We start from the raw sequence: 23,622 nt of genomic DNA on the forward strand, positions 1-23,622 counted from the left end.
GTCCTGTATGCGCTCATGGACCGGGTTCCGCCGAAGCGGAAGGTGAGCTGTTCCTTAGGGCAACCTCAAGATCGCGACGACGCGGTTCCGCAGGCCCCGAGCGGTCCTATGCTCGCGTCAGCCGAGCGGCCTTCGGCACCGGGGCACGAGACCCCGGTGAACCGTCGGGCCCCCGGTTTCACCGAGCCGGGGTGCGCTTCGCCCATCCCGCAGTCCCGCACTTGCCTTACTTGCCTTGGGGTGTCTCCGCCATGAGTTCTCGCATGCTCCGATCCGTCCGCGCCGAACGCCGTACGACGCCTCCCCGCTCCGCCGCACCCCTCAGGAGGCGCCTGCCGCTGGCCGCCGCGGCCGTGGTCGCCGCCGGGCTGACCGCCGCGTGCGGGCCCTCCTCCGGGCCCGTCGGGTCCTCCGCGCCGGCCGGCGCCGGGCAGTCCTCGGCGGCGCTCCCCACCGGGACGGCGTCGGCGAGCGTCTCCCCCGAGGCGTCTCCGACCGCGTCGGCCTCGCCGTCCGCGTCCGCCACCGCCACCCCGGCCGGCTCCTCACCGAGCCCCTCCCGTACAGGCACCGGCACCGGGTCGGGGTCCGGGTCCGCGTCCGGTGGCTCGGCCGGTACGCCCTCCAAGCCGCCCCGGACGTCGGCCGCGCCCGCGCCGGCCCGCATACCCGGCCCCGGCTACGACAGTTCGGCCGACGCGCAGAAGCAGATCGACGAGGCCCTGCGCGCGGCCAAGTCCGACGGGCGGATGGTGCTGCTCGACTTCGGCGCGAACTGGTGCGGCAACTGCAAGGCTGCCGACAAGGTGTTCGCCCAGCCGCAGACCTCGGCGATCCTCGGGGCCTCGTACCACCTCGTCAAGGTCGACATCGGCGGCAACAGCTCCGCCAACTCCGCGCTCCTGCGCAAGTACAGCCCTTCGGGCGGGACGTACACGATGCCCGTCCTGGTGGTCGTCTCCCCCTCCGGCTCGCCGCGCACCGACACCCACGTCACGGGCAACCCGTCCCTGACCTCGGAGGGCATCAACTCCTTCCTGCGCAAGTGGGCCTCGTGAGACGACGGGTACGGGCGGCCGCCGTCCCGGCCGGGGCCGGCCTCGCGGTGGCGGCGGGCCTGTTCCTGACCGGCGTCCTCACGGACTCCGACGACGGCGGCAACGGCGGGGCGCCGGCCGACCGGCCGGGCGGTATCAGTGCCGCGGCCGGGGCCACGGTCACGGACCCCGGCGCCCGCGAGGAGGCGCCCGCGCTGGAAGGCGACGACCTGGACGGGAAGCCGGTCTCCCTCGCCGGGTTCCGCGGCCAGGTCGTCGTCCTCAACGTCTGGGGTTCCTGGTGCGCTCCCTGCCGTGCGGAGGCCGACGACCTGGGGCGGCTCAGCCGGCAGACCCGGGGCGAGGGGGTCCGGTTCCTCGGGATCAACACCCGGGACCGGGACCGGGCCGCGGCGCAGTCCTTCGTACGCGCGCACGACCTGGGCTTCCCCAGCCTCCACGACCCCGCCGGCGAGCTCCTGCTCCGTTTCCCGCCCGCGGTGCTCAACCCGCAGGCGATCCCTTCGACCCTCGTGGTCGACCGCCGCGGACGCATCGCCGTCGCCATCGGCGGCGCCGTCACCGCCGAGCAACTGCGGCCCCTGCTCGACCGCGTGGTGGAGGAAGGATGACGACATTCGTGCACTGGCCGCTCGCCGCGGCCTCGGACGCTTCCTCCCTCGTCAACGGAACGCTCGTGATAGCGGCCCCGTGGCCTTCGTCGCGGGGCTCGTCTCCTTCCTCTCCCCGTGCGTGCTGCCGCTCGTACCGGGCTACCTCAGCTACGTGACCAGCCTGTCGGTCGCCGATCTGGCGGACGCGCGCGGCGGGCGTCGCAGCCGCATGGCGGCCGGCGCGCTCCTGTTCGTCCTGGGGTTCACGGCGGTACTCGTCTCCGGAGGCGCCCTGTTCGGGTACTTCGGCCGCACCCTGCTCGCCCACCAGGAGGCGGTCACCCAGGTGCTCGGCGTCCTCACCGTGCTCATGGGACTCTCCTTCATGGGCTTCCTGCCGGGCTTCACGCAGCGGGAGTTCCGCAGCCACCGGCGCCCCGCGCTGGGCCTCGCCGGAGCACCCGTGCTGGGGGCGGTGTTCGCGGTCGGCTGGACCCCCTGCATCGGCCCGACGCTGGCCGCCGTCCAGGCGCTCGCCTGGACCGAGGCGAGCGCGGCCCGCGGAGCCCTGCTGATGGCCGCCTACTGCCTCGGGCTGGGGCTGCCGTTCGTCCTGGCCGCGCTGGCCTTCCGCCGCGCTCTGGGGGCGTTCGGCGTGGTCAGACGCCATTACCCGTGGGTCCTGCGCATCGGCGGGGGCATGCTCGTGCTCGTCGGCGTGCTGCTGGCCACCGGCGCGTGGAACGACCTCGTCTACCGCATGCAGGTGTGGAGCGCGAACTTCACCACGGCCCTGTAGGGCCTGGGCGCCGTCCGTCCATCCGTCCGTCCATCCCGGGCCCGACGACCGGTCCGACACTCACCGACACGCAACTCACGACGCAGAGGCACACAGATGAATGTTTCCACACAGGTGAGACGCTGCCGCAGGGCCCGCATGGCGGCCGCCCTCGTCCCCTTGGCCGCGCTCGTGGCATGCGGCGGCGGGGAACCCGCCGCGGCGTCCGGCGGCCCCGCGCCGACGACGCGCTTCTCCGAGAACGGGGTCACCGTCACGCTCTCGGTGTCCGAGTGGCACGCCTCGAAGGGGACCCTCACCGCGGTCTTCACGCCCGAGGCCGCGGGATTCCACCTCTACAGCACCGATCTGCCGCCCACCGGCATCGAGGGCGTGGGCCGGCCGACCACGGTGGCCGTGACCGGCGCCCTCGGGGCGCAGGGCACCTTGCAGGCCGCCGCGGAGGTCCGGTCGATCGAGGTGCCCGGGGTCGATGCCCCGGTCCCCGTCTACCCGGACGGCCCGGTCACCACGACGCTGGCCGTCCGCGCCTCGGGGAGCGGGGAGGCGACGGTCCTGATCGGTTACGCGAGCTGCAGCACCCAGGACGGCTGCACCATCCCGGTGTCCGACCGCCCCGTACACCTGCGCGTCACGGACGACGGTCCGACGTTCGTCGCCCCCTGAGGTGGTGACCTGTCCGCGTCCCCGCCCGGCCCAGCCCCTAAGGTGTCCGCATGCCGAGCGTCCTGGTCGTGGAAGACGACCCCAGCATCCGCCAGTCACTGATCGAGGTCCTGACGGAGCACGGGTATGCCGTACGCAGCGCAGCCGACGGGTTCGGCGCGCTGCGCGAGGTCACGCAGTCGCCTGTCGACGCGGTGGTCCTCGACCTGGGCCTGCCCGACCTGGACGGAGGGGACGCCCTGCGCATGATCCGCGGGATCTCCTCCGTACCCGTGCTGGTGGCCACCGCCCGCGACGACGAGTCGGAGATCATCAACCTCCTCAACGCGGGAGCCGACGACTACTTGGTCAAGCCCTTCTCCGGGGGACAGCTCCTCGCCCGTCTCTCCGCCGTCCTGCGGCGCACCAGCAGCGTGCCCCCCGTGGGCGGCGTCGCGGCCGGGGCAGCGGTGGCTCCGGCCACCGAACCGCTGCGCCCCACCACCGTGGGCGAGCTTGCGGTGGACCCGGGCGCGCGCACCGCGTATCTGGCCGGACGCGAACTGCGCCTCACCCGCCGGGAGTTCGACCTGCTGGCCTTCCTCGCCCACCACACCGGGCAGGTCGTTTCCAAACGGCGTCTGCTGACCGAGGTCTGGCGCGAGCCGTACGTGGACGACCAGACGGTCGACGTGCACCTGTCGTCGCTGCGCCGCAAACTCGGCGAACGCGCGGCGGCACCGCGCTACCTGCTGACCGTCCGCGGTGTCGGCATCAAGCTGGTGGCACCGCGTTGAGACGCTCACTGGCCGGAGTGGCGCTCGCCGTCACCTCCATGGTCGCCCTCTCCTTCCTCATACCGCTGGCCGCCCTGGTGATGTCGCTGGTCAAGGAGCAGGGCGTCACGGCCGCCGAACAGCGTGCCGCCGCCCTGGCGCCGGTCCTCACCCTGACCACGGACCCGGACGCCCTGCGGGAGTCCGCGGCGAGCCTGGACGCGTCCGAGCACCTGGTCGTGCACCTGCCTGGGTCTGGAGCCCTGGGCACGTCCAAGGCCCCCGCGGCCCTGCTCGAACGGGCGCAGCGGGGGCGCGAGTCGATCTCGCAGGAGATCCCGGACGGCTGGATCTGCCTGCAGCCGGTGGTGCTGCCGGGCGACGAGGTCGCCGTCATCGAGAACTTCGTGCCGCAGGCGGAACTCACCCGCGGGGTGAAGGAGTCGTGGGCGGTGATGGTCTTCCTCGCCGTGGGGCTGATCGCCGGCTCCGTCCTGGTCGCCGACCGGCTCGGCGCGAAGGTCGTCCGCTCCTCGAAGAGGCTGGCGCAGGCATCGCACGCGCTCGGCCAGGGCGACCTGGACGCCCGGGTGGACCCCATGGGCCCCAGGGAGCTGCGGGACGCGGGCGTCGCCTTCAACGCGATGGCCCACCGGATGAACGAGCTGCTCGCCGTCGAACGCGAACTCGTCGCCGACCTCTCCCACCGGCTGCGCACGCCGCTGACCGCCCTGCACCTGGCGTCGGAACGCATGGCCGGCACACCGGAGTCGGCCAGGGTCGAGGCGGCGGTCGGCGAGCTGGAGACGGAGCTCCAGGCCATCATCGCCGCGGCGCGCACGCCGCTCGCGGTGGGCCCCATGGGCCAGGGCATGCTCGGTACGGAACCGCCCGCGGGGCGGCCGGCGGGCGGGGCGGGTTCGTCCGGTCCCCGCTGCGAGGCGGCCGACGTCGTCCGCCGCCGGACCGCCTTCTGGACGGTCCTGGCGGGGCAGCAGAACCGGTCCTGCTCCCTCGACCTCACACAGGAGCCGACGGCCGTCGGCCTCTCCGACGACGACGTCGCCGCCGTGGTGGACGCGCTGATCGGCAACGTCTTCCGCCACACCGCCGCCGGGACCCCGTTCGGCGTCCGCGTCGTCCGCACGGCCCAGGCCGTGGAACTGGTCGTGGAGGACGGCGGACCGGGCATCCCGGAACCGGACCGGGCCCTCTCCCGCGGGAGCAGCACCGGTTCCACGGGGCTGGGTCTCGACATCGCGCAGCGGGCCGCGAGCGCGACGGGCGGCACGATGCGCATCGCCCGCGGGCCGCTCGGAGGGGCGCACATCACGGTGACCTTCGCCCTGGCCCCGCCGGCCCCGTCCGGCCACCGCTCCCGCATCTCCCGGCGCCGCGGACGGTAGCCCTCTTGCGGCCTTCCTCAAGGCACGGGCAGTTCGTACCGTTGCGTTGGATGTGCGAGCGCGGGGATGCCGGGGAGCGGGGGGATCCGGGTGGTGGGTACGAGCGGGGAGGAGCGGCGCACGTACGCTCCGAGCAAGGAGGAAGTGCTGGCGGCCGTGGAGTCGTTGGCGCATCCTTCGCCCCTGGACGCGGTCGCCGCGGCGGTCGATGCGCTGCCGCGGGCGCAGGATCGGAGCGGCGGCCGGGCTGATCGCGCGCCGTGCGCCGCGGTAGGGACGGTGATAGGCCTGCTGCGGGAGCTGGAGGAATCCGCGCAGGTCAAAGGGTACGCGCCAGAGAGATGGGCGGCCCTGGGAATCCCTGCGGACGGCGCCGCGGACTGCCCGAAGCTGTGGTGGTCGGTGGGCAAGTGGCGCAAGGCAGCTGCGGCCGTAGCTCGACGCGACAAGGAGAACATGCGCCGCGAGGAGGCTCGGCGGGAGGAGGACCGCACGAGGCGGGAAAGCCGGGTGCGCAGCACCGTGGAGGAGCTGTTGGAGCAGCGCCGCAGGCAGGACCTTTATCGAAACCTCTTCGAGGGCCCGGGCGCATCCTGACGACCGGGCCCGACCAGACGCCTGTGACGGGTACTAACCCTGGAGCGCCCGGACCGCCTGTCGCTCCAGGTCCAGGCAGCGGTCCACGCGTTCCGCGCACGCGTCGAAGAGATCCCGCCGCTCTTCGGTACCCGCATCCGGGTCGGCGTCGCGGGCGAGCGCGGCCAGCTCCGACCAGTGTCGGGCGGACTCCCTGAAGAGCCCGGCAGCCTCCGGGCGCCCCACGAGGTCGAGGAAATCGGCGTACAGGGGCCGGGTCGCGCCCGGGGCGGTCCACTCCTCTTCCAGGCACGCGTACAGCCGCCCGGTGCCGGCGCGGAAGGCCTCGGGCGAACTGCCGAACCGGCGCTCCCAGCCCACCTTCGTGGTGCTGTCGCGCAGCTGTGCGGCGAACTTCTCCATCCCGCTGAAGCCGAAGTTCACGTCGAACTTGTTGCCCAGGACCGGCCCGGTGAGGTGCGTGACGGTGGAGGCGATCGCCCCTGCCACGTCCGGTTCCCCCTCGGCCGGCCCGGTGGGCACGATCAGCTGGTGGCGGCCCTTGCGGTGCGCGGTCCAGGCAGCCCCGAACTCCTCGCGGTCGATCCGGTACGGGGTCTCGGCACCGTCTTCGATCAGCAGGTCGTCACCGTCGTAGCCGGCGATGACGACGGTGTACGGGTCGGCGCCCGTCATCTCGGCGTCGGGGTCGGCCTTGTGCCACGGCAGGGAGGAGCGGTCGACCACGCAGAAGGCAGGCTGCCCCTCGTCGAGGGCGGCACGGACCCGGCCCCAGCGGGGCTTCATCGCGCGCGTGGCGTCGTACGGGATCCCCAGGCGGCCGAGCGCGACCTGCACCCAGGGCTCGGGGTGGGCCTGGGCGACGATCGTGGCGATGGGCAGCCGGCCCGCGTACTCGAAGACGAAGTACATGAAGCCGATCCCGCCGGCCAGGCCGGCGACGAGCTCCTCGTCATGGACACTGCCCAGGGCGTGGCGGATCAGGGAGGCCTCGCGGTGGCGTCCGGTACCGAAGTCTTCGTACACGAGCACAGTCATGCGGTCAGCCTAACCGCGGAAACCGCAGTGACCGCGCGCCCGCCACCAGCCGCTCCGGGGCGCCGATCTACGCCCTGGCGGAAATTCCCTACCGTGGCGGGCGGAAGGGGCGGAGACTCGGCTCATGGCTGACATGGGGGCGTTCCGGGAAGCGGTCACCGCGTGGGCGGCCGGTGGCCCCGGCGACCGCGCGCGCGAGCTGGCCGGGCGGCTGCCCGTCCGGACCGTCGTCCTGCTCGAAGGGCCGAGCGACGCCGCGGCGGTCAGTGCGCTGGCCGAGCGACGTGGCCGGAACCTGGCGGCCGAAGGGGTCTGCGTCCTGCCGATGGGCGGTGCGATGAGCATCGGGCGCTTCGCCCGCCTCCTCGGGCCATCCGGCCTGGGCCTGCGCCTCACGGGACTGTGCGACGAGGCGGAGCGTGCCTACTACGCGCGCGGCTTGGAGCCTGCCGACGCGGCGCAGCAAGGGTTCTTCGTCTGCGCCGCGGATCTGGAGGACGAGCTCATCCGCGCGCTGGGCGTGACCAGGGTGGAGGAGCTCGTCCGGGCGGAGGGCGACCACCGCGCCCTGCAGACCTTCCTGCGCCAGCCCGCACAGCAGGGCCGCACCTCACAGCAGCAGTTGCGGCGCTTCCTCGGCACGAAGAAGGGGCGCAAGATCCGATACGGCCGCGCCCTCGTCGAGGCCCTCGCTCCCGACCGCGTACCCGCCCCCCTGGACGGCCTGCTCACCAGCCTGTGACCGCTGGGCGGTGTTCGAGGAGAAGGAGAGGAGAGGGACGCCCGGCCGCGAGCGTTCCTGCCCGTGAGCAACGGGCGTTGCGGCAGGTGGCGGAACAAGGCCCCCGCCGGCAATGCCGACTCACGGAGAGGTGATGGCCTGCTCCAGCAGGCCGTGCAGGACGCGCTGATCCTGCGCGGTGAGGCCGGACAGCGGAGAGATCCGCTCGATACGGCTGGGCGACACGAGGGTGTCGTACGTGCCGGACGGCGATGTGCGGCTCCGGCCGCTGCAGCTGCTCCAGGACACCACCGACGAGGTCTGGGCCGCGCACCCGGAGTACCTGGACGCCACGGGCCACCTCGTGGGGAGCGTCGGCGGTCTGCTGGTGGAGCACGGCGACCGCGCGCTGCTGATCGACGCGGGGTTCGGCCCGCAGACGCTCGAGGTTCCGGACGGCCCCCTCGGTGCGATCCGCGGAGGCACGCTCCCGCACGGCCTGGCCGAACTCGGCCGCCGACCCGAGGACATCGAAGCGGTGGCCTTCACCCACCTCCACTCCGACCACCTCGGCTGGGCCTGCCATCCCGCCCCCGGCGGCGACCGGCCGCTGTTCGCCCACGCCGACTACCTGGTCTCCGAACCGGAGTGGGACCGGCGCGACCTCCTGGAGGCCCAGGGCATGACCGAGCAGGTCGCGGCCCTCGCACCGCGCGTACGGACGATCACGGACGGGCAGGAGATCTTCCCCGGCGTACGCGTGCGGATCGCCCCCGGCCACACCGTCGGGCACGCCGAGTACGTCATCACCGGGGGCGGACGGCGACTGATCGCCTTCGGTGACGCCATGCACTCGCCGATCCAGGTCGACCACCCCGCGTGGTCCTCGGCCTTCGACCACGACCGCACCCGTACCGCCGACCACCGCAGCCGCCTCGTGGCCGAGTTGGCGGAGCCCGGCACGATCGGCTTCGGCGTGCACTTCGCCGACGTGGTGTTCGGACACGTCCAGCAGGACGGAGCCGGCCCGGCTTGGCGCCCCCTGGACGCCTGACCAGCCGGGTGCGGCGGGTGCGGCGTGTGCGCTGCCGGATCCCGCTCGGCCGGACGGGTACTTCCAGATGCAGCTCCGCGGGGCGTTCGCCAAACTGATCGTGAAGCACGGCACCGTACCGGTGCGCTCCCATATGTACAGCGCAGCCGGGTCGGCGAGCGCTGCTGGTGATCGGCATGGTGCCTGATGGCTGACTCTGCGCTGGTGGAACCTCCCCGGCCGGCGCTCCGCGATTGGCGTCATCGCCTGCTGCCGCCGGTCGTCGCATGGCTGATCGCGAACCTCGTCACCTGGCTGGTCGCGAAAGGATCTGTGGCCGGCGATGGAACCAAAGTGGCTTATTGGTCCACAGAAGGTCGCCATCGCTGGGATTCCGCACACTACCTTTCCATTGCCCGGACCGGCTACGAAATGTTCTGGTGCCGGGATCGCTACGAAAACTTTCGCGACGTCATGTGCGGAAACGTGGCCTGGTTTCCCGGATACCCCATGTCGGTCCGGGCGGTTTCTGCCACCGGGCTTTCCTATGAGATATCCGCTGTCGTCGTCACCGAAGTGTCCCTGTTCGGCATGTTCGCGGTGTTGTGGTGGCTGCTCGGCGCCCGGCTCACCTGGGCCACAGGCCTTACCCTCGCCATCGGTACGGTATTCCCAGGCGGTATCTATCTCCACGCAATGTTCCCGATCGCCACCGGGACGCTGGCGCTGCTCGTCTGCATCGTCGGAGTGAAGCGCGGATCCTGGGGAATCGCGGCTGCTGGTGGCTTCGTGGCGGCCTCCTGCCATCCTGTCGGCGCCGTAGCTGTCGGCATGCTGCTGTTGAGCGCGTTCTTCGCGTGGCAACGGGACTCCTGGCCGATGCGGTGCGCGAAGGCCGGGTTGTCGGCAGCTCTCGCCGGTTGCGGCGTGCTCTGGGGCAAGTGGCTGATGTGGCAGGCGACGGGCCGCTGGGACGCGTACGAGATCATCCAGGAATCCAGCTACCAGCAAGGTGAGCTGCGTCAGCCCTTCGACGAGATGAGGAACGCCTACGATTTCCCGTTCAGCGACTGGTACAGGCCCGAGGGGAATCTCCCGTGGCTGGTGGAGCACAGTCTCGCCGCGCACAGGACGCAGCTCTGGCTGGACATCGCCTTCCTGGTGCTCGTGCTGGCGACGGCCGCCGCCCTGCTCATCAGGAGCCGTCATCTCGACGTCGAGGAGTGGGCTGCCCTGATCCTGACGGTGGCGATCTTCTTCCTACCGTTCTTCGCGGGCGCGGAAATGTCCTGGTACCGCAATCATGCGCAAATGTTTGTCGGACTCCTGCTGGTCAGGCACATGCCCCGGTGGGTTCAGGTACCACTGTTGGTGTTTTGCGCGATCCAGTACGCCCTTCTGGGGGCGATGTTTTTCGCCGGGGTGCTGGTGTAGCCGGTCATTCGGACTCAGGAACCGGTCGTCACTGCTGTTCTTCGTCCGTGTCGCGAGCGACGCAATAGATGGGCCGGGCTTGGACCGCGGTGTAAATGCGGGCCACGTACTCCCCGAGCATTCCCAGGCAGAAGAGCTGAACCGCACCGAAGAACAGGACTGTGATGATCAAGGACGTCCAACCGGGCAGGGTGTTCCCCGTGGCGTAGACGGTGAGGGTCCAGACGAGAAACGCGAGGCAGACGACAAGACTGAAGGCACCGATCGCCGTGGCCAGGCGCAGCGGGACCGCCGAGAAGCTGGTGATGCTGTCCAAGGCCAGGAGGATCATTTTGTGCAAGGGGTATTTGGTGGTGCCGGCCACTCTCTCGCCGCGCTGGTAGGTGACCTGGCCGCCGGGGAAGCCGAGTGAAGGGATGAGCAGTCGATAGATGCGCTGCTGTTCGGGGAGGGTTTTGAGGGTGTCCACCACAGGGCGGGACAGCAGGCGGAAGTCTCCGGCGTGAGCGGGGACGAAGGAGCCTGCGAGGCGGCGCATGAGCCAGTAGTAGGCGGCGGCGGTCCGGCGTTTGAATCCGGTGTCGGTGGAGCGGTCGACACGGACGCCGTAGACGATGTCCAGACCGTCTGCCCGGGCCAGGGCGAGCATCTGGGGGATGGATTCCGGCGGGTCCTGGAGGTCTGCGTCGATGCTGACCACATAGGCGCCGCGAGCACGGTGCAATCCGGCGGTAAGGGCGGCTTGGTGACCGCTGTTCCGCCGGAGGTTCACGATGCGCAGCTGGGGCCAGCCACCGCGCAGGTCTTCCAGCAGCTGGGGCGTCCGGTCGGTCGAGCCGTCATCGACGGCAAGGACCTCGTACGGTTCGCCGCATCCGTCCAGGATCGGCCGGAGCCGAGCCGCCAGAACAGGCAGGGCCTCCTCCTCGTTGAAGATGGGAACCACGATCGACAGAGCGATCGATACCCTGCGTGTGTCGGACACAGCACTCATGATGCGGGAAGCGCCTGAGCCCGGCATTTTGAGAGACCGGAGCGCCCCGGCGGTGTGCGCTACCTGGCTGAACCCTTCGCCCTCCTTCCGACACGCCTGGCCGGTCACATTCGTTCGCCGTGATCCGTCAGAGCGGTGACAGAGATGAAGCTCGGAAGGAAGACCAGGATGGAAGCGCGTTCGATCACCGCGGAAGTACCGATGCGTCCGCGGATGTCCCAAGATCCTCTGGAGCTCGTACCCGAGCTGGCGGAGGTGTCGGCGGCGCTGTTCAAGGCCACCGGCAACCGCTCGATACCGCGGACCACGATCAGTCTGGTCCAGCTGCGCGCCGGCCAGATCGCCGGCAACACCTACTTGACCGTTCTTCACACGGGTTTCCTGCGCAAGGCCGGGGAATCCGAGGAGCGCATCACCGCGGTGGCGTCCTGGCAGGACGCACCGTACTTCACGGGTGCCGAGCGGGCCGCGCTCGCTCTGGTGGAAGCGGTCCTCCAGCCGTCCGCACACGGCGAGCGGGTGTCCGACGAGCTGTACGCCCAGGTGTCCGAGCACTACGACGAAAAGGCGCTCGCCACCTTGACCATCGCCATCGGGCAGGTCAATTTCTTCACGGCCATCGCCCTCATCACCAAGCCGGTCCCCGGACGGTCCTTCACCGACCCCTGGGTGTGAGACCCGCCCAGGGGCCCGGTCAGCTGGGCCCCCGGGCGTCGCCCGGGCCGGGGGCCGGCATGACGAACCAGCCCTGCCGCCGACGACTTCCACGGTGGTTCGCTAGCGCACGGTCGGTGCTGCTCCCGAAGGGGCGCCGGACCGGGCGGACTGAGGCGGCCTCACCACGTCAGGGTCAGCGAACCCCCGACGGGCAGCGTGTGCCAGCGGTCGGCGTAGTCGTCGAACCGGGTCACGATCCGGTCGACCACCGCGGGAATCTCGCCCACCGCCACGTACGCCGGCAGCTCCCGCGCATGGCCGTGCCGCACCTCCCACACCGGTACGGCCATGCCCGCCAGCTCCTCCGAGCGGGCCATGTCCGCCTGCGCCTGGGGGGACGGCTTCACCGGCTTCGACTTGCGGCGCCGCATGGCCTTGGCGCGCTCCGCGGGGTCGACGGGCCAGAACAGCCCGTTGTCGCCCGCGGCCAGCCGCCCGTAGACCCCGAGCTTGATACCTGCCTCCGCCTCGACCAGGAAGTGCACCAGGTCGTGCGGGAGATACGGGTGCCCGCCGGGTCCGTTACGCGGGGCGAGCTCGGCCCCGGTTTCGCGGTGCACCGCAATCTCGTAGCTCGTACCGGGGCCCTTGGTGAAAATGACGCGCATGCCCGGAACGCTAGGAGACGGTCGCGGCCGGATGCACCTGGTTTTCCGGACCCGGTGTCAGCGCGCGAACCGCCGGAGCGTCGCCTGCCACATCTCGCACCACAGCACGCCCTGCACAACCCCCAGGGCCCGCGATCGGCAGGCGTCGTCCACGATCTCCGGCAGCGCCGCCTCGATCCCTGGCAGCAGGTCTTGCGCGAACCCGCCTCCCGGGCGGAACTCCAGGTACCTGCTCCTGCGGGTGGCCGGCTCCACGGCGAACATCTGCGCATGGCGGTGCCGTACGGCCGCGTCCGTCGACTCCAGCAGTTCCCGCGCGTGGTCGACCGTCACCTCCCGCAGTCCGCATGCGGCCGTCCGGTCGCCGTCGTGCCCGCGGGCGAGGCAGCGGGCACGCAGGGTCTCCGCCAGCAGGGCGGCCGGTTCGGCGGCCAGTGCCTCCTGTACGTACTCGTCGAAGGGCTTCGCAGCCCCGGCGACGACGAAGGGCTCCACATGGAGCAGTAGGTCCTGGAGGGCGAACAGACCGTCCGCGCCGCCCTCCCGTACGCGCCGCGCCCGCGCGTCGAGGATCCCGGCCATCAGCTCCCGCAGGGGTTCCAGCGCGGCCACCCGCTTGGTGACCTTCGGGAACGGCGTCAGGCGGTGACGTGTGACGGTGTATCCCAGGCTCCCCCGCACGGCGTCGGTCAGTTCGGCGCGGATCGGCTCCCGGAAGGAGGGGTCGGCGAGTACGGATTCGACACCGGCGGTCCCCCGCCGCTGTATCCACTGCAGGGCGAAGACGCGCTGCTCGTCCCCCGGCTCACCGAGCGGCATTCCCACCCGCTTCATGAGGGCGAGCAGCCCGAGATCGACCCCGACGCCCCAGAAATCGCCCCCCAGCGATTCGCTCCGCAGCCCCAGCAGGGGCTCACGGGTCTCGCCCGCCTCTCGCATCCGTGCCGCGATCGATGCCACCACCGGCTCCAGGCCGGCGACGGGCTCCCGTAGTCCGGCGTAGCGCCGGAGGAACAGCGTCAGCCAGGCGTTCGCGTCCTGCGCCGACTCGGCGGAGACCGGCCCCGTCCCCCCGGTGAACCGCTCCAGCAGGCCGACGCGTGCCATCAGGGCGAGCCATGCCTCCGCGGCCCCGGTCTTCGCCGCGGCCGAGGAGCTTCGGGGCTCCGGCAGGTGGGTCCGCAGGTGTCCCGCCGTGTCGGGGTGCTCGGCCAGGTCCCGCTCCAGAGGAGCCGCCCATGCCTCCCACACGGGCGCCGCCGCCCTCTCCAGTCCGCCGTTGCGCAGCAGCAGGTGGAAGATCTCGGTGTTGGCGTCGTCGGCAGCCAGCGGGCTGTCGCATCCCTCCGCCAGCTCGTCGGCGAAGGACGCGGGGATGTCCCGCTGCCGGTGGTGCGTGACCCCGTCCCGGTCGAAGGACGTGGGGATACCGCTCTCCCTGCGGCACCACTCGAGGACGAGCCCGCGGTAGCCCTCGTACGCCTCGGCGGCCGACGAGCGCGCGGCGATGTCGTCCCGGTACTGCCTGAGCAGCTTCTCGTCGACGACGCCGAGCGCGCCGGACTCCGAGACGAGCTCCCGCAGCGCACGCTCGTCGATGCCGCCCAGCCGCTTCTCGGCGGCCCGGGCCTCGGTGTAGAGCGGCCTGGCCATCGCGACACTGCCCGCCGCGGCCACGATCCGCGCGCCCTCGTCCAGGGCGTACGGCAGGAGCTCGGGGTGAGGTGCGGTCAGCTTCTTCAGACTCGCCTGGAGCTGGGTCGCCGCCCGGCCCGGCTTCGTCCCGGCCGTCTTCTCGCAGGTGCGCAGCGGAGCGAGCAGCCCCATCGCCTGCCGTGCCAGTTCCGGGTGCACCCGGCAGACCCGGGACAGGAAGTCCAGGGGCCGCACCGGCGCCTTGCCCACCGGCGCGGCCTCGCCCGCCTCCGGCTCCAGGCCCAGCGCCCGCGCCACCGCGTCCTGCGCACCGACCGCCCGCGTCACGACCAGCCGTACGAAACACCCGCCGTCCGCCGCCAAGGGCGATCGGTAGCGGCGCGCGGTCAGCAGCTCCTCGTCCGGGCCGGCAGGTTCGCCCGCCAGCACCGCGCCCGCGGCGAGGAGCTGACCTGCGGCCGCAGGCTGCCGCGGCTTCGGGGATCCCGCCTCCGGTGCGCCCGCCGCGGCGTACTCCGCGCACGCGACGAGAAAGGACTGGTACCCGGAGGCCGCGTCGGCCGGCACGGCCGCAGACGAGCGCCCCGCTGGGGCCTCGCGCTCGTCGTAGAGGGTTGCCATCGCTCGGATCCCCTCGGACCAGACGGTCCGGGGCACCGCGTCGTACGCCCCTGATCCCTGCCGCCCCTGGCCTTCGGTGAACCAGAAGTCATGCAGGTTCACCGGCGCCACGGGTCCCTGGTAGCGCAGGTCGGCCACCATGCCGTACGCCCGTCCCCGGTGCCCGAAGGTGAAACCGGCACGCTCCCCGCCGATCCGTCCGCCGAACCTCGTCACCAGGTTCTCGAAGCGTGCACCGGACTCGTACGCGGCCCCGTCGAAGACCGTGATCCCCGCCCGTGTGCTCCGTGCTCCCGGCGCAGGCGAGCAGTCCGGCCGTACGTACACCGCACGGTTCAGCTGCTCGATCCCCTGCTCCCCGCCCAGCGGATCCAGCAGCTTCCGCCAGCGCTCGAGCAGCCCGGTGCCGCGCGGATCGAGGAGCACCGGATGCGGGATCACGACGACGGCGTCGTCCAGCTCGCGTTCCCCGTCGAGCCCCGTCACCATCAGCGCACCGCCCGGGCGCGGCGCGACGCCCGTGAGCATCCCGGCGCGCCGCACGTCCGGCCCGCCCGCCGCGTCCCCCAGCCCGTCCTGCGCCCCGTCCCCGGCCCCGAGGCACGGCGCGATCACCGCGTACCGCAGGGCGCGCTGCCAGTACGGGTCCGGCCACACCTGCCGTATCAACGCGGCGGGCACCGGCAGGGATTGCGTCATCCACCGCTCGACACTCGTCAGCGCCTGGGCGGCATGGTCCCCGATCCATTCCGCCAGCGCGGTCAGCTCCCGCACCAGCGGCTCGTCCTTGAGGGCAGGCGGCACCTTCTTCAGCTCGCGCCCCGCCGCGGTGCGGCAGCGGAGCACCGGCTTCGGCCCGGCCCAGGGATCGAGTGTCAGCTCATGGTCCCCGACAGTCCTCCATGCGCTGGTCGAACTCATCGTGTGTACCCCCGTGGTGCATCGTTGCCCGCGCTTCCCGGAGCAGGCGGTAAACAACCTACTAGGTCCTGTCCGGGCGATCTTCGTGGATCAGCCCGCGTCGTCTGGTGCGGTGCATCGCCGAACCGCATCCGCGCACGCGTGTGGACCACCAACGGCTGGAGCGCCGACACCAAGGTCGAGGACGTCGCCAAGTTCAGGACCTACCGGGACCAGGCGTACCCCCAACGGCACTTCCCCGCGGGCACCCGGCTCTGCGCGGAGGGCTTCCGCGGGGGCTCCAGCGTGGGCCTGCCCTGCGTCACCCTCACCGGATGACCACCTCGCACGGCGCACCCGGACATGCGTAGCCAGCCAGTCAGTCAGTCAGTCAGTCAGTTGCCTCGGGGGGCGTACATGATCACGGCCATCCCTGCCAGGCAGACCAGGGCGCCGATGACGTCCCAGCGGTCGGGGCGGTAGCCGTCGGCGACCATGCCCCAGGCGATGGACCCGGCGACGAAGATCCCGCCGTAGGCGGCGAGGATGCGGCCGAAGTTGTCGTCGTGCTGCCAGGTGGCGACCACTCCGTAGAGGCCGAGGGCGATGACGCCGGCGCCGATCCAGATCCAGCCCTTGTGTTCGCGGATGCCCTGCCAGACCAGCCAGGCGCCGCCGATCTCGAAGAGCGCGGCGACGACGAACAGGGCAACGGAACGAGCGACGACCATGCCGGCGACCCTACCGGCTGCCGCTGCTGGTGATCTTCAGCGGGGACGCGGAGCCTGGCAGCCGAACGCGTCCCCACCTGCCGTCTTCGCCGCGCCGCTCGTAGTAGAAGCGCGGAACTCTCCTACTCGGGGGCCACCCGACAGGCGCTCACCGCGGTTCCGTTGGTCACGCCGCCCGCGGTCAGACCGGACACACACTGCTCGTGGTCGCCGCCCAACCCGACGGAACAGGCCACCCGGACCGACTCCGGGGCCTCGCCGCCCTGTAGCTCCCGCTCGACCTGGTTGATGCAGGCCGTGACGTCCGCGTGGGCGGCGGGGGCCGTGAAGGCCGCGCCACCGAGTGCGAGGGTCAGGCCGGTGAGGACGCCTGCGATACGGGTTGACGTGCGCATGGGATGTACCTGCTCTCCGGGATCACCGCGCGGCCCGGGACCTGGTCGTACCGGATCCGCATGGGAATGGCGCCGAGCGCACGCGGCCCGCGTGCAGCCACGGGGCCCGGCCCCCGCACCGGACTGGCTCGGAAGAACCTCCCCTCCCTCCTCCGACGCTAGAGCAGCCCCCTGCCGCGCGCACCCGCAGGGCCGGGCCGTGGCTGCACCGGCCTGCTGGTCAGCCTCCCCGCTGCGCACCAGGCCCGTTGGCCGGCCGGTGGTGGAGCCGGGCCCGGAGCCCGCCGGGCCAGGCTCCCGGGTCTGGTCCATTTGGTCCGCCGAGGCGGCCTCCGACGGTTCTCGGATGGGCTGCAACGGCTGAGAGGTCGATTCCGGCTCGTGACCTGACGGGCACGCCTGCCGCCGCATTTCGCCGTGCTTCGGGGCGTGCGTCCGGGTCAACTCACGTGCGGGAGACGGTGAGTCGGGTGGCGGGATGGGCCGGCGGAAGGGTGGCGGGGGTGGCCCCGTCGTGGTCGCGTCCAATGCCTTCCACCGGGCGGGTGTGGTCGGCAGCGCGGGCCAGCCAGTGCCAGACCGGGGACAGGTCCGACGGCGCCGGCGTCGCTTCATGGCCGGAGATCCATGTGGTGAGGGTGAACCGGTAGTCGGCGAACCGCCCGCTCGGGCAGGTGGACGGGATGACTTCGTGGAAGGCGCCGGCCGGGAAGAAGACGATGGTGTCGTGCTCCGGTTCGACGATGCGGTAGGAGTCCGCCGGTCGCACCGTGCCGTTGTGGACCGTCGTGTCGTACAGGCGGAGCTGGCCGCCGCCGAAGCCCCGGGGCCTGCGGTGGAGGTAGTACACCGCGGACAGGGCCGTGCTCACGTCCCGAACCCGTGTCGCATCGGTGTGGATGCCGTAGTGCCCGCCTTCCCCATGGGCCGTCAGGACGGTCAGGGATTGTGTGAGCGGGGCCTGGTGACCGAGGACCTCCTGGACCAGGGGCAGGCAGTCGGCGAGGTGACGGCTGAACACCTCGCTGGTGACGGGGAGGACCAGGGAGTCCCGTCCCTTGTGGGAGACCTGCCCGCTGAGCGGGTCCACGACGGTTCCCGCGCTGAAGTCGGCCTGCCGCGAGACGGCGTACTCCAGGAGGGCGTCGGCGCGCTCCGCGCCCAGGAAGTTCTCCAGGCGGCAGACCGGTGCGGGTATCGCGAGCATCGGGGACCACTGGTCGGTGAACGGCAGCGTCCGGGGGCCGATTTCCGTCGGCATGGCCGGTTCCATCGCGTGTGCGCTCATGGCCCGGAACCGTACGTGAGCGGCCCGCCCCGCCGTAGGGGCACGTGGGGGCGCACGGGGGTCTCGCCAGGTGGCATCGGCAGTCGACGCGGCGGAGTCGACATGTGGCAGAGGCAAGATCGAGCCGGAAGAGGCGGGCCGGGCAGCGCCCGTGGCCACGGGACCGTAGATCCGGACACCTCGCGCGCCCGGTCATGCCGACCGCCACGGCGCCCCACCCTTGTTGATCTTGGCCCCGAAGATCAAGGCGCTGCGCCCGCGGGAGGAGCGCCCGGGCCCGGGAAATCGCCCGCCCCCCATGCGAACAAACGCCTGGTCAGCGGCATCTGTCCGGTTCTCACCCAATGGCGAGTTCTGCTCGGTGTCCATCCGCCGCCGAATGCGTAGCGTCACTGATCAGCTACACAGGGAGGGCTGAAGGGCATGGGCAACAGCAGCGCGAGGAACGATGTGGGAACGGCCTACATCAACGACGTATTCATGCGCCACCCGCTGACCACGCGGAATCAAGAGGAACTGGAAATCGCCGCCAGGGCCGCCGGCATCCTGCAGCGGAACCAACTGCGGAAGGTGCTCAAGCGGACCCCCCAGGGCGGGGGTGAGCAGATCGACCCGATCGGGTTCTCCCTGAACAAGGTGCGGTACGGCGCCTTCCCCACGGAAGAGCAGACCGCGCACGAGCGCGGCTGGCGCGCCTACATGAATGTCGGCGTACCGGTCGTCGAGGAACGGAGCGACATCCAGCAGCCCCCTCCCGACATGATCTCCAAGCAGACGTACGTCAATGGCACCGACCCGATCAAAATCACCGTGACGGACACGGTCGAATTCGCGATCTCGAACACGATCAGCTGGTCGCTCCAAGGGGAGGTGAAGCTCACCTTCGGGGCGAAGTCCATCGCATCGCTCCAGCAACAGCTCCAGAAGAGCATGGAGATGAAGCAGTACCAGAAGACAACTCTGCTCAACAGCAAGGACAATCAAGGCGTCAACACGGAGTCCCAGACGGAAGCGACGAGCAACACCACATCCACGAGTTCCGTCACCGGCACCGGGGAGTTGTGGGGAGAGCTCCTGCTCGGGATCACCGGATCCGTCAGTGGTTCACTGACCACCGAATGGAAGCACCAGTCTTCGGTCAGCTTCGAAATCAGCAGCCGGGCAGACGTCATGGCCACGACGCGGCGTCAGATCCGCCAGTTCGACTACGAATTCCCCGTCACCTTCGGCGGCTGGGTCGCCTTGTACTACCCCGAGCCCGTGGCGGTCAAGGAGACTCCCCCGCAGGCCGCCGAACCGAAGTACTCCCGGGTCATCGCGTGGAAACTCGGCGAGGCCTCCTTCGATTCCAGCCGCTTCGACCTGGCCGACGAAGGAAAGCGGTCCATGCAGAAGGGGACGGCCGAAATCGTCGCTGTCCGTACCGGAGAACACCGGGTTTTCCAGCCGGAAGTACTCGACTACCAGAACCAGAAGCAGCCCCTCTAGGGGTCGGGAGGGAAACCCATGTCCTTCAAGAACATCTTCGACAACGGCGGCGACGAAGCCGGTTCCGCCGACAAGTCCGCTCAGGCCCTCAACGACGACACTCCGGGAGCCGGTGACGTCTCGGAGGCCGTGCGCAAGCTGGAGAGCGAGCGCGACCCGTGGCTCGTGCGCCAGACCGCGCACGGTGCGTTCGACGTCATGGGTTTCCTGGGCCCGCTCTTCCAGAACGCCCAGGGCGCGGCGGCCGCGCAGCGCCAGGTCTCGGAAGACCCCGGTTCGGCGTCCGGCATGGCCTCGTCGACCACGAAGGCCTTCGGACCTCCGAAGGTGAGTATCAGCGACGAAGACATGCCGAGGCTCGAAGACCTGTCGAAGCTCATCGGTGACAGGAGGGGCTACGCCCTCCTCACGACGGGTCTGGGCACATCCGAAGGCCTGGCGGTCGACCCGTCGCTCAACACGGTGTACGTCGCCGACCGGGGCGGCCAGAAGCTCTCCGCGGTGAAGGTCGACACCGGCGCCCAGCGGGTGGCCGCGAGCACCCTGGGCGACATCGGCGATGTGCGGCTGGACGGCCAGGGCACCGCCTACTCGACCGACTACGGCGGCGGGCGCCTGCTCGCGGTGGACCTGTCCAGCGGCTCCTCCCGCAAGATCGCCGACGTATCGGGCGCGTACGGCGTCGCGCTCGACCCGGCGGGCAAGGCCTACGTCGCCAGCTGGCTCCACGGGCAGCTGATCGCCGTCGACCTGCCGGGCGGGCAGAAGCAGACGATCGCCACCGGCCTGGGGCAGGGCATCGGCGGAGTGGCGCTGGACGGGCGGGGCAAGGCGTACATCGGCCAGAAGGACAACGGCGGCAAGCTGTACGAGGTGGACCTGGCCGACCGCACCCACCGCGTCGTGACCAGCCTTCCCGGAGCGAGCACCATCCGCGTGGCCCTCGACGGCGCCGGCCGGGCGTACACCATCGACCACGTGAACGGGCGCCTGTACGAGATCACCCTCGCGGACGGCGCGCAGCGCGTGGTGGCCACCGGCCTGGGGACGTGCGAGGGCCTCGCACTGGACACCGTCAACGGCTGGATCTACGTCAGCAACCGTGAAGGCCAGCTGTGGCAGATCAACCACCGTGCCGCCCAGGCCATGGGCGGTGTCGGCAAGGTCGTGGCCTAGGCGATCCGGACTGGGTGGTAGCACCCGAGTCCACGACCGTCCGCGTTCATCAGCACGCCTGACGGGGCCCGTCGATCGGGCCCCGTCAGGCGGCTCGCCCGTCCTCGGGGACGCCGTCGGCGGCGGTGGCGTCCTGCCCACCGCCCTTGCGCACCGCTTCCACCAGCCGCTGGTGCATTGCGCGGCTCTCGTGCTCCGAGGTGCAGTGCAACGGGCTCCCCCGCAACGTGAACCACTCCGAGGACCCGGTGTACTGCACCGCCAGCTGCGCGTGCAGGCCCGTCCAGGTCGTGTGCACCGTCAGATCTCCGGAGATGGCGCCCAGCTCCTCCGTGAGGATTCCTCCGGCGCCCGAGAAGACGCCGGTCGTCGTCCATGACGCCCAAGCCATCAGCATCGTCCTTTCCTACGAGGACCGTGACCGACCTGACGCCTCCACGACATCGTCCCGCAGTCGGCGAGACCAGCCTCTTCCCGTCGCTTCGACGCCTCATACTCCATACGAGTAGAGCACGGCGCCGGGGCAGGTGCCCGACAGGCCGAGAACACGGTCTGCGCGCTGGTCTCGCGCTGATCCCGCGCTGGTCTACTACGAGGTTTCCGGGGGCCTGTTCCACTTCGCCGAGCGCAGGCGCAGGCTGTCGTAGATCGGCACACTCCCCATCCGGTCGGCGGTCAGTGTCGCGGCGAAACAGGCGGCGAGGAGGGGCACGAGCAGCGAGGTGGCCCCCGTCATCTCCACGGTGAGCACGAGCCCCGTCACGGGGGCCCTGACGGACGCGGCGAACATCGCGGCCATGCCGGCGATCGCGAAGGGCACGGCACCTGAGCTCCCGCCCGGGAGGAATGGCAGCGCGAGCCCGTGTACGAGGGCCCCCCACAGGGCTCCCAGTGCCAGCAGGGGGGCGAACAGCCCTCCCGGCGTGCCGGCGGCGTAGCTGAGCGGACCGGCCACGAACCGCAGCACGAGGTACACCGCGAGTACGGGGACCAGAGGAATGTCTCCGCTCAGCAGGCGCCCGCTCACCTGGTCCCCGCCGCCGGCCAGGAGCGGGTCGATACCGAGCAGGAGACCGACGACGGCCCCGATGACGGCCGCCCGGGCGACCGGGCCGACCCGGGTCACTCGATCGCAGAAGGCCAGCACACCGACGACGAGACGGTTGTACGCGGCCCCCAGGACGCCCGTGGCGGCGCCGAACAGGAGGAAGACGGGCAGGAGCGCGATCTGCGGATCGGGAAGGGCGGGGATCCGGAACACGGGCCCGTCGCCCAGCAGGAGTTGGGAGCAGCCGACGGCCGTGGCGGTGCCGATGAGGGTGAGGAGGACGAGGCGCGCCCTGACCACCTCGGTCACTTCCTCGCAGACGAACAGCACTCCGCCGAGGGGGGCGGTGAAGGCCACCGCGAGGCCGGCGCCGGCGAGCGAGGTGTGCAGCAGGGTGATGTCGCGCGGGTCCATCCGTGCGCGGCGCCCCGCCTCCGCCCCGATCGCCGCGCCCATGTGCACGGTCGGCCCCTCCCGCCCGAGCACGAGGCCCGAACCCAGGGCGATGAGGCCGCCCGCGAACTTGGCGGGCAGGAGCCGCAGCGGCTGCGGCTCCCGCTCATGGCGCCACACGGCTTCGACGTCCTGGATCCCGCTGCCGGCGGCCAGCGGGACCCGCTGGGCGATGGCGCAGGCGACGGCGGCGCCTGTAGCCGTGCACAGGACCGGGAGCAGCCAGCCGGGACCGGCCAGCTGCTCCGAGGCGCCCAGCAGTGAGCCGCGCAACTCCTCGGCCCGCACTAGACACCAGCGGAACCCGCCGCCGACCAGCCCGACGAGGCAGCCCGCCACCGCCGCGACGAGGTAGACGGCCGGTCCGCGGCGTGCCCGAGGGCCGATCACCCGGCGTTCCCGCGAGAGGTCACCCGGCGCGCCCGTAACGGACGTTGGCGCTCCAGATCCGTTCCAGTCGTACCCGGGTGCCCGGGCGGGGGGCGTGCCAGATCTTGTCGTGGCCCGCGTAGATGCCCACGTGCTCCATGGTCGAGCCCTTGGGAAAGAACACCAGATCCCCCAATGCGCGTTTGTTCCGAGGAATGCGGGAGGTGTGCTCGTACTGCTGCTCGGCGGTACGGGGCAACTGTCTTCCGGCTCTCCGGAAGGAATAGAGCGTCAGGCCCGAGCAGTCGAACCGTTTCGGTCCAGTTGCTCCTCGGGCATAGGGAGCCCCGTTCTTGGAAGCGGCCACGGCCACCGCTTTGGCGCCGTACGGAGTGGCCGCTTCGGCGGGCTCGATGGGGCCGGCCAATGTGCCGGCCGTCAGGAGGCAGAGAAGCAACAAGACGCGAGGGGGCCGGAATCTGGCGGCACGGCGAACAACTCGGTGAGCCTGTCGGTCCTGACGGGAGTCGGTCCTGGAGACGGACATCGTGGTACCTCCGCGTTCGAATGCAGTAGCGGTCGATCGGATACCTGTGAAGGTCCTGCTTTCAGTGACGTGATTCCTGACGCGTTGCGGCGGACCAGTTTTCTCCGATGCCGTCGGTAATCCACTTCCGACATGGGTTGCGCTGTATCGGTTCTGCAACAAAATCCGCGAACATATGGAAAAAACACCCCTGGTGACGCTTCGCCGAAAGCACTACCGCGCCCGTTCTCCACCGGCGTCACGACCGCTGGCGCGGCCGACCGGGCCTACGGGTCAAGCGGGTTGGCAACCGGACGCCGGCGCGCGGCAGACGCGGGCGTCGTGGAGGGCGGCGAGCATCTCGCCGTAGACGGCGAAGAGTTCGTCATCGGTGGTGTGGAGGCGTGGAGTCGCGGCGTCGAGGGCGTCAACGCTCGCGTACGGCGCCGGACGGACGAAGGCCCGCGTCCGCCTTGGCGGCGGCGCGGGCATGAGGCGGCGCGTACGGATCGACCGGCGCACCGATGCGGTACCGGCCACGGCCGGCTCCAC

At 71.1% G+C, this 23,622-nt stretch carries 24 protein-coding genes and 1 pseudogene; 14 read left to right on the forward strand and 11 right to left on the reverse strand.

What is annotated here, in order from left to right; all coding sequences use genetic code 11:
* Window positions 1-263 precede the first annotated feature (263 nt).
* From AB0D94_RS20085 to AB0D94_RS20115, 7 genes and pseudogenes are all read left to right on the forward strand, one after another.
* Window positions 264-1,058, forward strand: coding sequence for a thioredoxin family protein (locus AB0D94_RS20085; RefSeq protein ID WP_362053422.1), 795 nt, complete (start codon window positions 264-266; stop codon window positions 1,056-1,058).
* Window positions 1,055-1,669 carry a TlpA disulfide reductase family protein gene (locus AB0D94_RS20090; protein WP_362053425.1) on the forward strand — a complete coding sequence of 205 codons (615 nt, stop codon included), beginning with the start codon at window positions 1,055-1,057 and terminating at the stop codon, window positions 1,667-1,669. The genes AB0D94_RS20085 and AB0D94_RS20090 overlap by 4 nt, the downstream gene beginning before the upstream one ends.
* Window positions 1,666-2,450: pseudogene (locus AB0D94_RS20095) on the forward strand (cytochrome c biogenesis protein CcdA). Before AB0D94_RS20090 ends, AB0D94_RS20095 begins: the two are co-directional and overlap by 4 nt.
* Window positions 2,451-2,546: 96 nt before the next feature.
* On the forward strand, window positions 2,547-3,116 hold the full coding sequence (locus AB0D94_RS20100) for a hypothetical protein (protein WP_362053428.1): 570 nt from the start codon (window positions 2,547-2,549) through the stop codon (window positions 3,114-3,116).
* 50 nt (window positions 3,117-3,166) lie between these two features.
* Window positions 3,167-3,892, forward strand: a complete 726-nt coding sequence (locus AB0D94_RS20105; protein ID WP_362053431.1) for a response regulator transcription factor — start codon at window positions 3,167-3,169, stop codon at window positions 3,890-3,892.
* The gene (locus tag AB0D94_RS20110; protein WP_362053434.1) at window positions 3,889-5,277 is read left to right on the forward strand and encodes a HAMP domain-containing sensor histidine kinase; all 1,389 of its coding nucleotides are present in this window, start codon (window positions 3,889-3,891) and stop codon (window positions 5,275-5,277) included. Before AB0D94_RS20105 ends, AB0D94_RS20110 begins: the two co-directional genes overlap by 4 nt.
* Window positions 5,278-5,367: 90 nt before the next feature.
* Complete coding sequence (locus AB0D94_RS20115) at window positions 5,368-5,874, forward strand: hypothetical protein (protein WP_362053437.1); 507 nt, start codon at window positions 5,368-5,370, stop codon at window positions 5,872-5,874.
* A 33-nt stretch (window positions 5,875-5,907) separates the two neighbouring features.
* Here the strand turns inward: AB0D94_RS20115 and AB0D94_RS20120 are convergent, their stop codons facing one another.
* A complete protein-coding gene (locus AB0D94_RS20120) occupies window positions 5,908-6,912 on the reverse strand; it encodes a BtrH N-terminal domain-containing protein (protein ID WP_362053440.1) in 1,005 nt (334 codons plus the stop codon).
* A 124-nt stretch (window positions 6,913-7,036) separates the two neighbouring features.
* Here AB0D94_RS20120 and AB0D94_RS20125 point away from each other — a divergent pair, with 124 nt between their 5' ends.
* The 3 genes from AB0D94_RS20125 to AB0D94_RS20135 all read left to right on the forward strand — a co-directional run bounded on the left by AB0D94_RS20125 (window position 7,037) and on the right by AB0D94_RS20135 (window position 10,100).
* Window positions 7,037-7,654 (forward strand): ATP-dependent endonuclease, encoded by a 618-nt coding sequence (locus AB0D94_RS20125; protein WP_362053443.1) that lies wholly within the window; start codon window positions 7,037-7,039, stop codon window positions 7,652-7,654.
* Window positions 7,655-7,892: 238 nt separating this feature from the next.
* Window positions 7,893-8,687 carry an MBL fold metallo-hydrolase gene (locus AB0D94_RS20130; RefSeq protein ID WP_362053446.1) on the forward strand — a complete coding sequence of 265 codons (795 nt, stop codon included), beginning with the start codon at window positions 7,893-7,895 and terminating at the stop codon, window positions 8,685-8,687.
* Between the two features lie 186 nt (window positions 8,688-8,873).
* Window positions 8,874-10,100, forward strand: coding sequence for a hypothetical protein (locus AB0D94_RS20135; protein ID WP_362053449.1), 1,227 nt, complete (start codon window positions 8,874-8,876; stop codon window positions 10,098-10,100).
* A gap of 28 nt (window positions 10,101-10,128) precedes the next feature.
* Here AB0D94_RS20135 and AB0D94_RS20140 read toward each other — a convergent pair whose 3' ends face one another.
* The gene (locus AB0D94_RS20140) at window positions 10,129-11,094 is read right to left on the reverse strand and encodes a glycosyltransferase family 2 protein (RefSeq protein ID WP_362053452.1); all 966 of its coding nucleotides are present in this window, start codon (window positions 11,092-11,094) and stop codon (window positions 10,129-10,131) included.
* Between the two features lie 168 nt (window positions 11,095-11,262).
* On the opposite strand from AB0D94_RS20140, the gene AB0D94_RS20145 reads away from it, so the two are divergent.
* Entirely contained in the window at window positions 11,263-11,769 is a 507-nt protein-coding gene (locus AB0D94_RS20145) for a carboxymuconolactone decarboxylase family protein (protein WP_362053455.1), read from the forward strand.
* A 161-nt stretch (window positions 11,770-11,930) separates the two neighbouring features.
* Here the strand turns inward: AB0D94_RS20145 and AB0D94_RS20150 are convergent, their stop codons facing one another.
* Together AB0D94_RS20150 and AB0D94_RS20155 are read right to left on the reverse strand one after the other, a co-directional pair.
* The gene (locus AB0D94_RS20150) at window positions 11,931-12,419 is read right to left on the reverse strand and encodes a hypothetical protein (RefSeq protein WP_362053458.1); all 489 of its coding nucleotides are present in this window, start codon (window positions 12,417-12,419) and stop codon (window positions 11,931-11,933) included.
* 57 nt (window positions 12,420-12,476) lie between these two features.
* The gene (locus AB0D94_RS20155; protein WP_362053461.1) at window positions 12,477-15,617 is read right to left on the reverse strand and encodes a DUF4132 domain-containing protein; all 3,141 of its coding nucleotides are present in this window, start codon (window positions 15,615-15,617) and stop codon (window positions 12,477-12,479) included.
* Between the two features lie 141 nt (window positions 15,618-15,758).
* On the opposite strand from AB0D94_RS20155, the gene AB0D94_RS20160 reads away from it, so the two are divergent.
* On the forward strand, window positions 15,759-15,935 hold the full coding sequence (locus AB0D94_RS20160; protein ID WP_362053464.1) for a hypothetical protein: 177 nt from the start codon (window positions 15,759-15,761) through the stop codon (window positions 15,933-15,935).
* A gap of 56 nt (window positions 15,936-15,991) precedes the next feature.
* Here the strand turns inward: AB0D94_RS20160 and AB0D94_RS20165 are convergent, their stop codons facing one another.
* The 3 genes from AB0D94_RS20165 to AB0D94_RS20175 form a co-directional block, all read right to left on the reverse strand.
* Entirely contained in the window at window positions 15,992-16,327 is a 336-nt protein-coding gene (locus tag AB0D94_RS20165; RefSeq protein ID WP_362053467.1) for a YnfA family protein, read from the reverse strand.
* 122 nt (window positions 16,328-16,449) lie between these two features.
* A complete protein-coding gene (locus AB0D94_RS20170) occupies window positions 16,450-16,722 on the reverse strand; it encodes a hypothetical protein (RefSeq protein ID WP_362053470.1) in 273 nt (90 codons plus the stop codon).
* A gap of 445 nt (window positions 16,723-17,167) precedes the next feature.
* Window positions 17,168-18,010, reverse strand: a complete 843-nt coding sequence (locus AB0D94_RS20175) for a 2OG-Fe(II) oxygenase (RefSeq protein ID WP_362053473.1) — start codon at window positions 18,008-18,010, stop codon at window positions 17,168-17,170.
* 423 nt (window positions 18,011-18,433) lie between these two features.
* On the opposite strand from AB0D94_RS20175, the gene AB0D94_RS20180 reads away from it, so the two are divergent.
* On the forward strand, window positions 18,434-19,498 hold the full coding sequence (locus AB0D94_RS20180; RefSeq protein WP_362053476.1) for a gluconolaconase: 1,065 nt from the start codon (window positions 18,434-18,436) through the stop codon (window positions 19,496-19,498).
* Window positions 19,499-19,516: 18 nt separating this feature from the next.
* Window positions 19,517-20,674, forward strand: a complete 1,158-nt coding sequence (locus AB0D94_RS20185; protein WP_362053479.1) for a hypothetical protein — start codon at window positions 19,517-19,519, stop codon at window positions 20,672-20,674.
* An 85-nt stretch (window positions 20,675-20,759) separates the two neighbouring features.
* Here the strand turns inward: AB0D94_RS20185 and AB0D94_RS20190 are convergent, their stop codons facing one another.
* From AB0D94_RS20190 to AB0D94_RS20205, 4 genes are all read right to left on the reverse strand, one after another.
* Window positions 20,760-21,065, reverse strand: a complete 306-nt coding sequence (locus AB0D94_RS20190; RefSeq protein WP_362053482.1) for a hypothetical protein — start codon at window positions 21,063-21,065, stop codon at window positions 20,760-20,762.
* Between the two features lie 198 nt (window positions 21,066-21,263).
* Window positions 21,264-22,565 carry a ClC family H(+)/Cl(-) exchange transporter gene (locus tag AB0D94_RS20195; RefSeq protein ID WP_362053485.1) on the reverse strand — a complete coding sequence of 434 codons (1,302 nt, stop codon included), beginning with the start codon at window positions 22,563-22,565 and terminating at the stop codon, window positions 21,264-21,266.
* A gap of 19 nt (window positions 22,566-22,584) precedes the next feature.
* Window positions 22,585-23,091, reverse strand: coding sequence for a C40 family peptidase (locus AB0D94_RS20200; protein WP_362053488.1), 507 nt, complete (start codon window positions 23,089-23,091; stop codon window positions 22,585-22,587).
* Window positions 23,092-23,364: 273 nt separating this feature from the next.
* The gene (locus AB0D94_RS20205) at window positions 23,365-23,610 is read right to left on the reverse strand and encodes a hypothetical protein (protein WP_362053491.1); all 246 of its coding nucleotides are present in this window, start codon (window positions 23,608-23,610) and stop codon (window positions 23,365-23,367) included.
* Between the last annotated feature and the right edge of the window lie 12 nt (window positions 23,611-23,622).

It is taken from the genome of Streptomyces sp. NPDC048255 (genome assembly GCF_040652415.1).
In the GTDB taxonomy this organism is placed as follows: domain Bacteria; phylum Actinomycetota; class Actinomycetes; order Streptomycetales; family Streptomycetaceae; genus Streptomyces.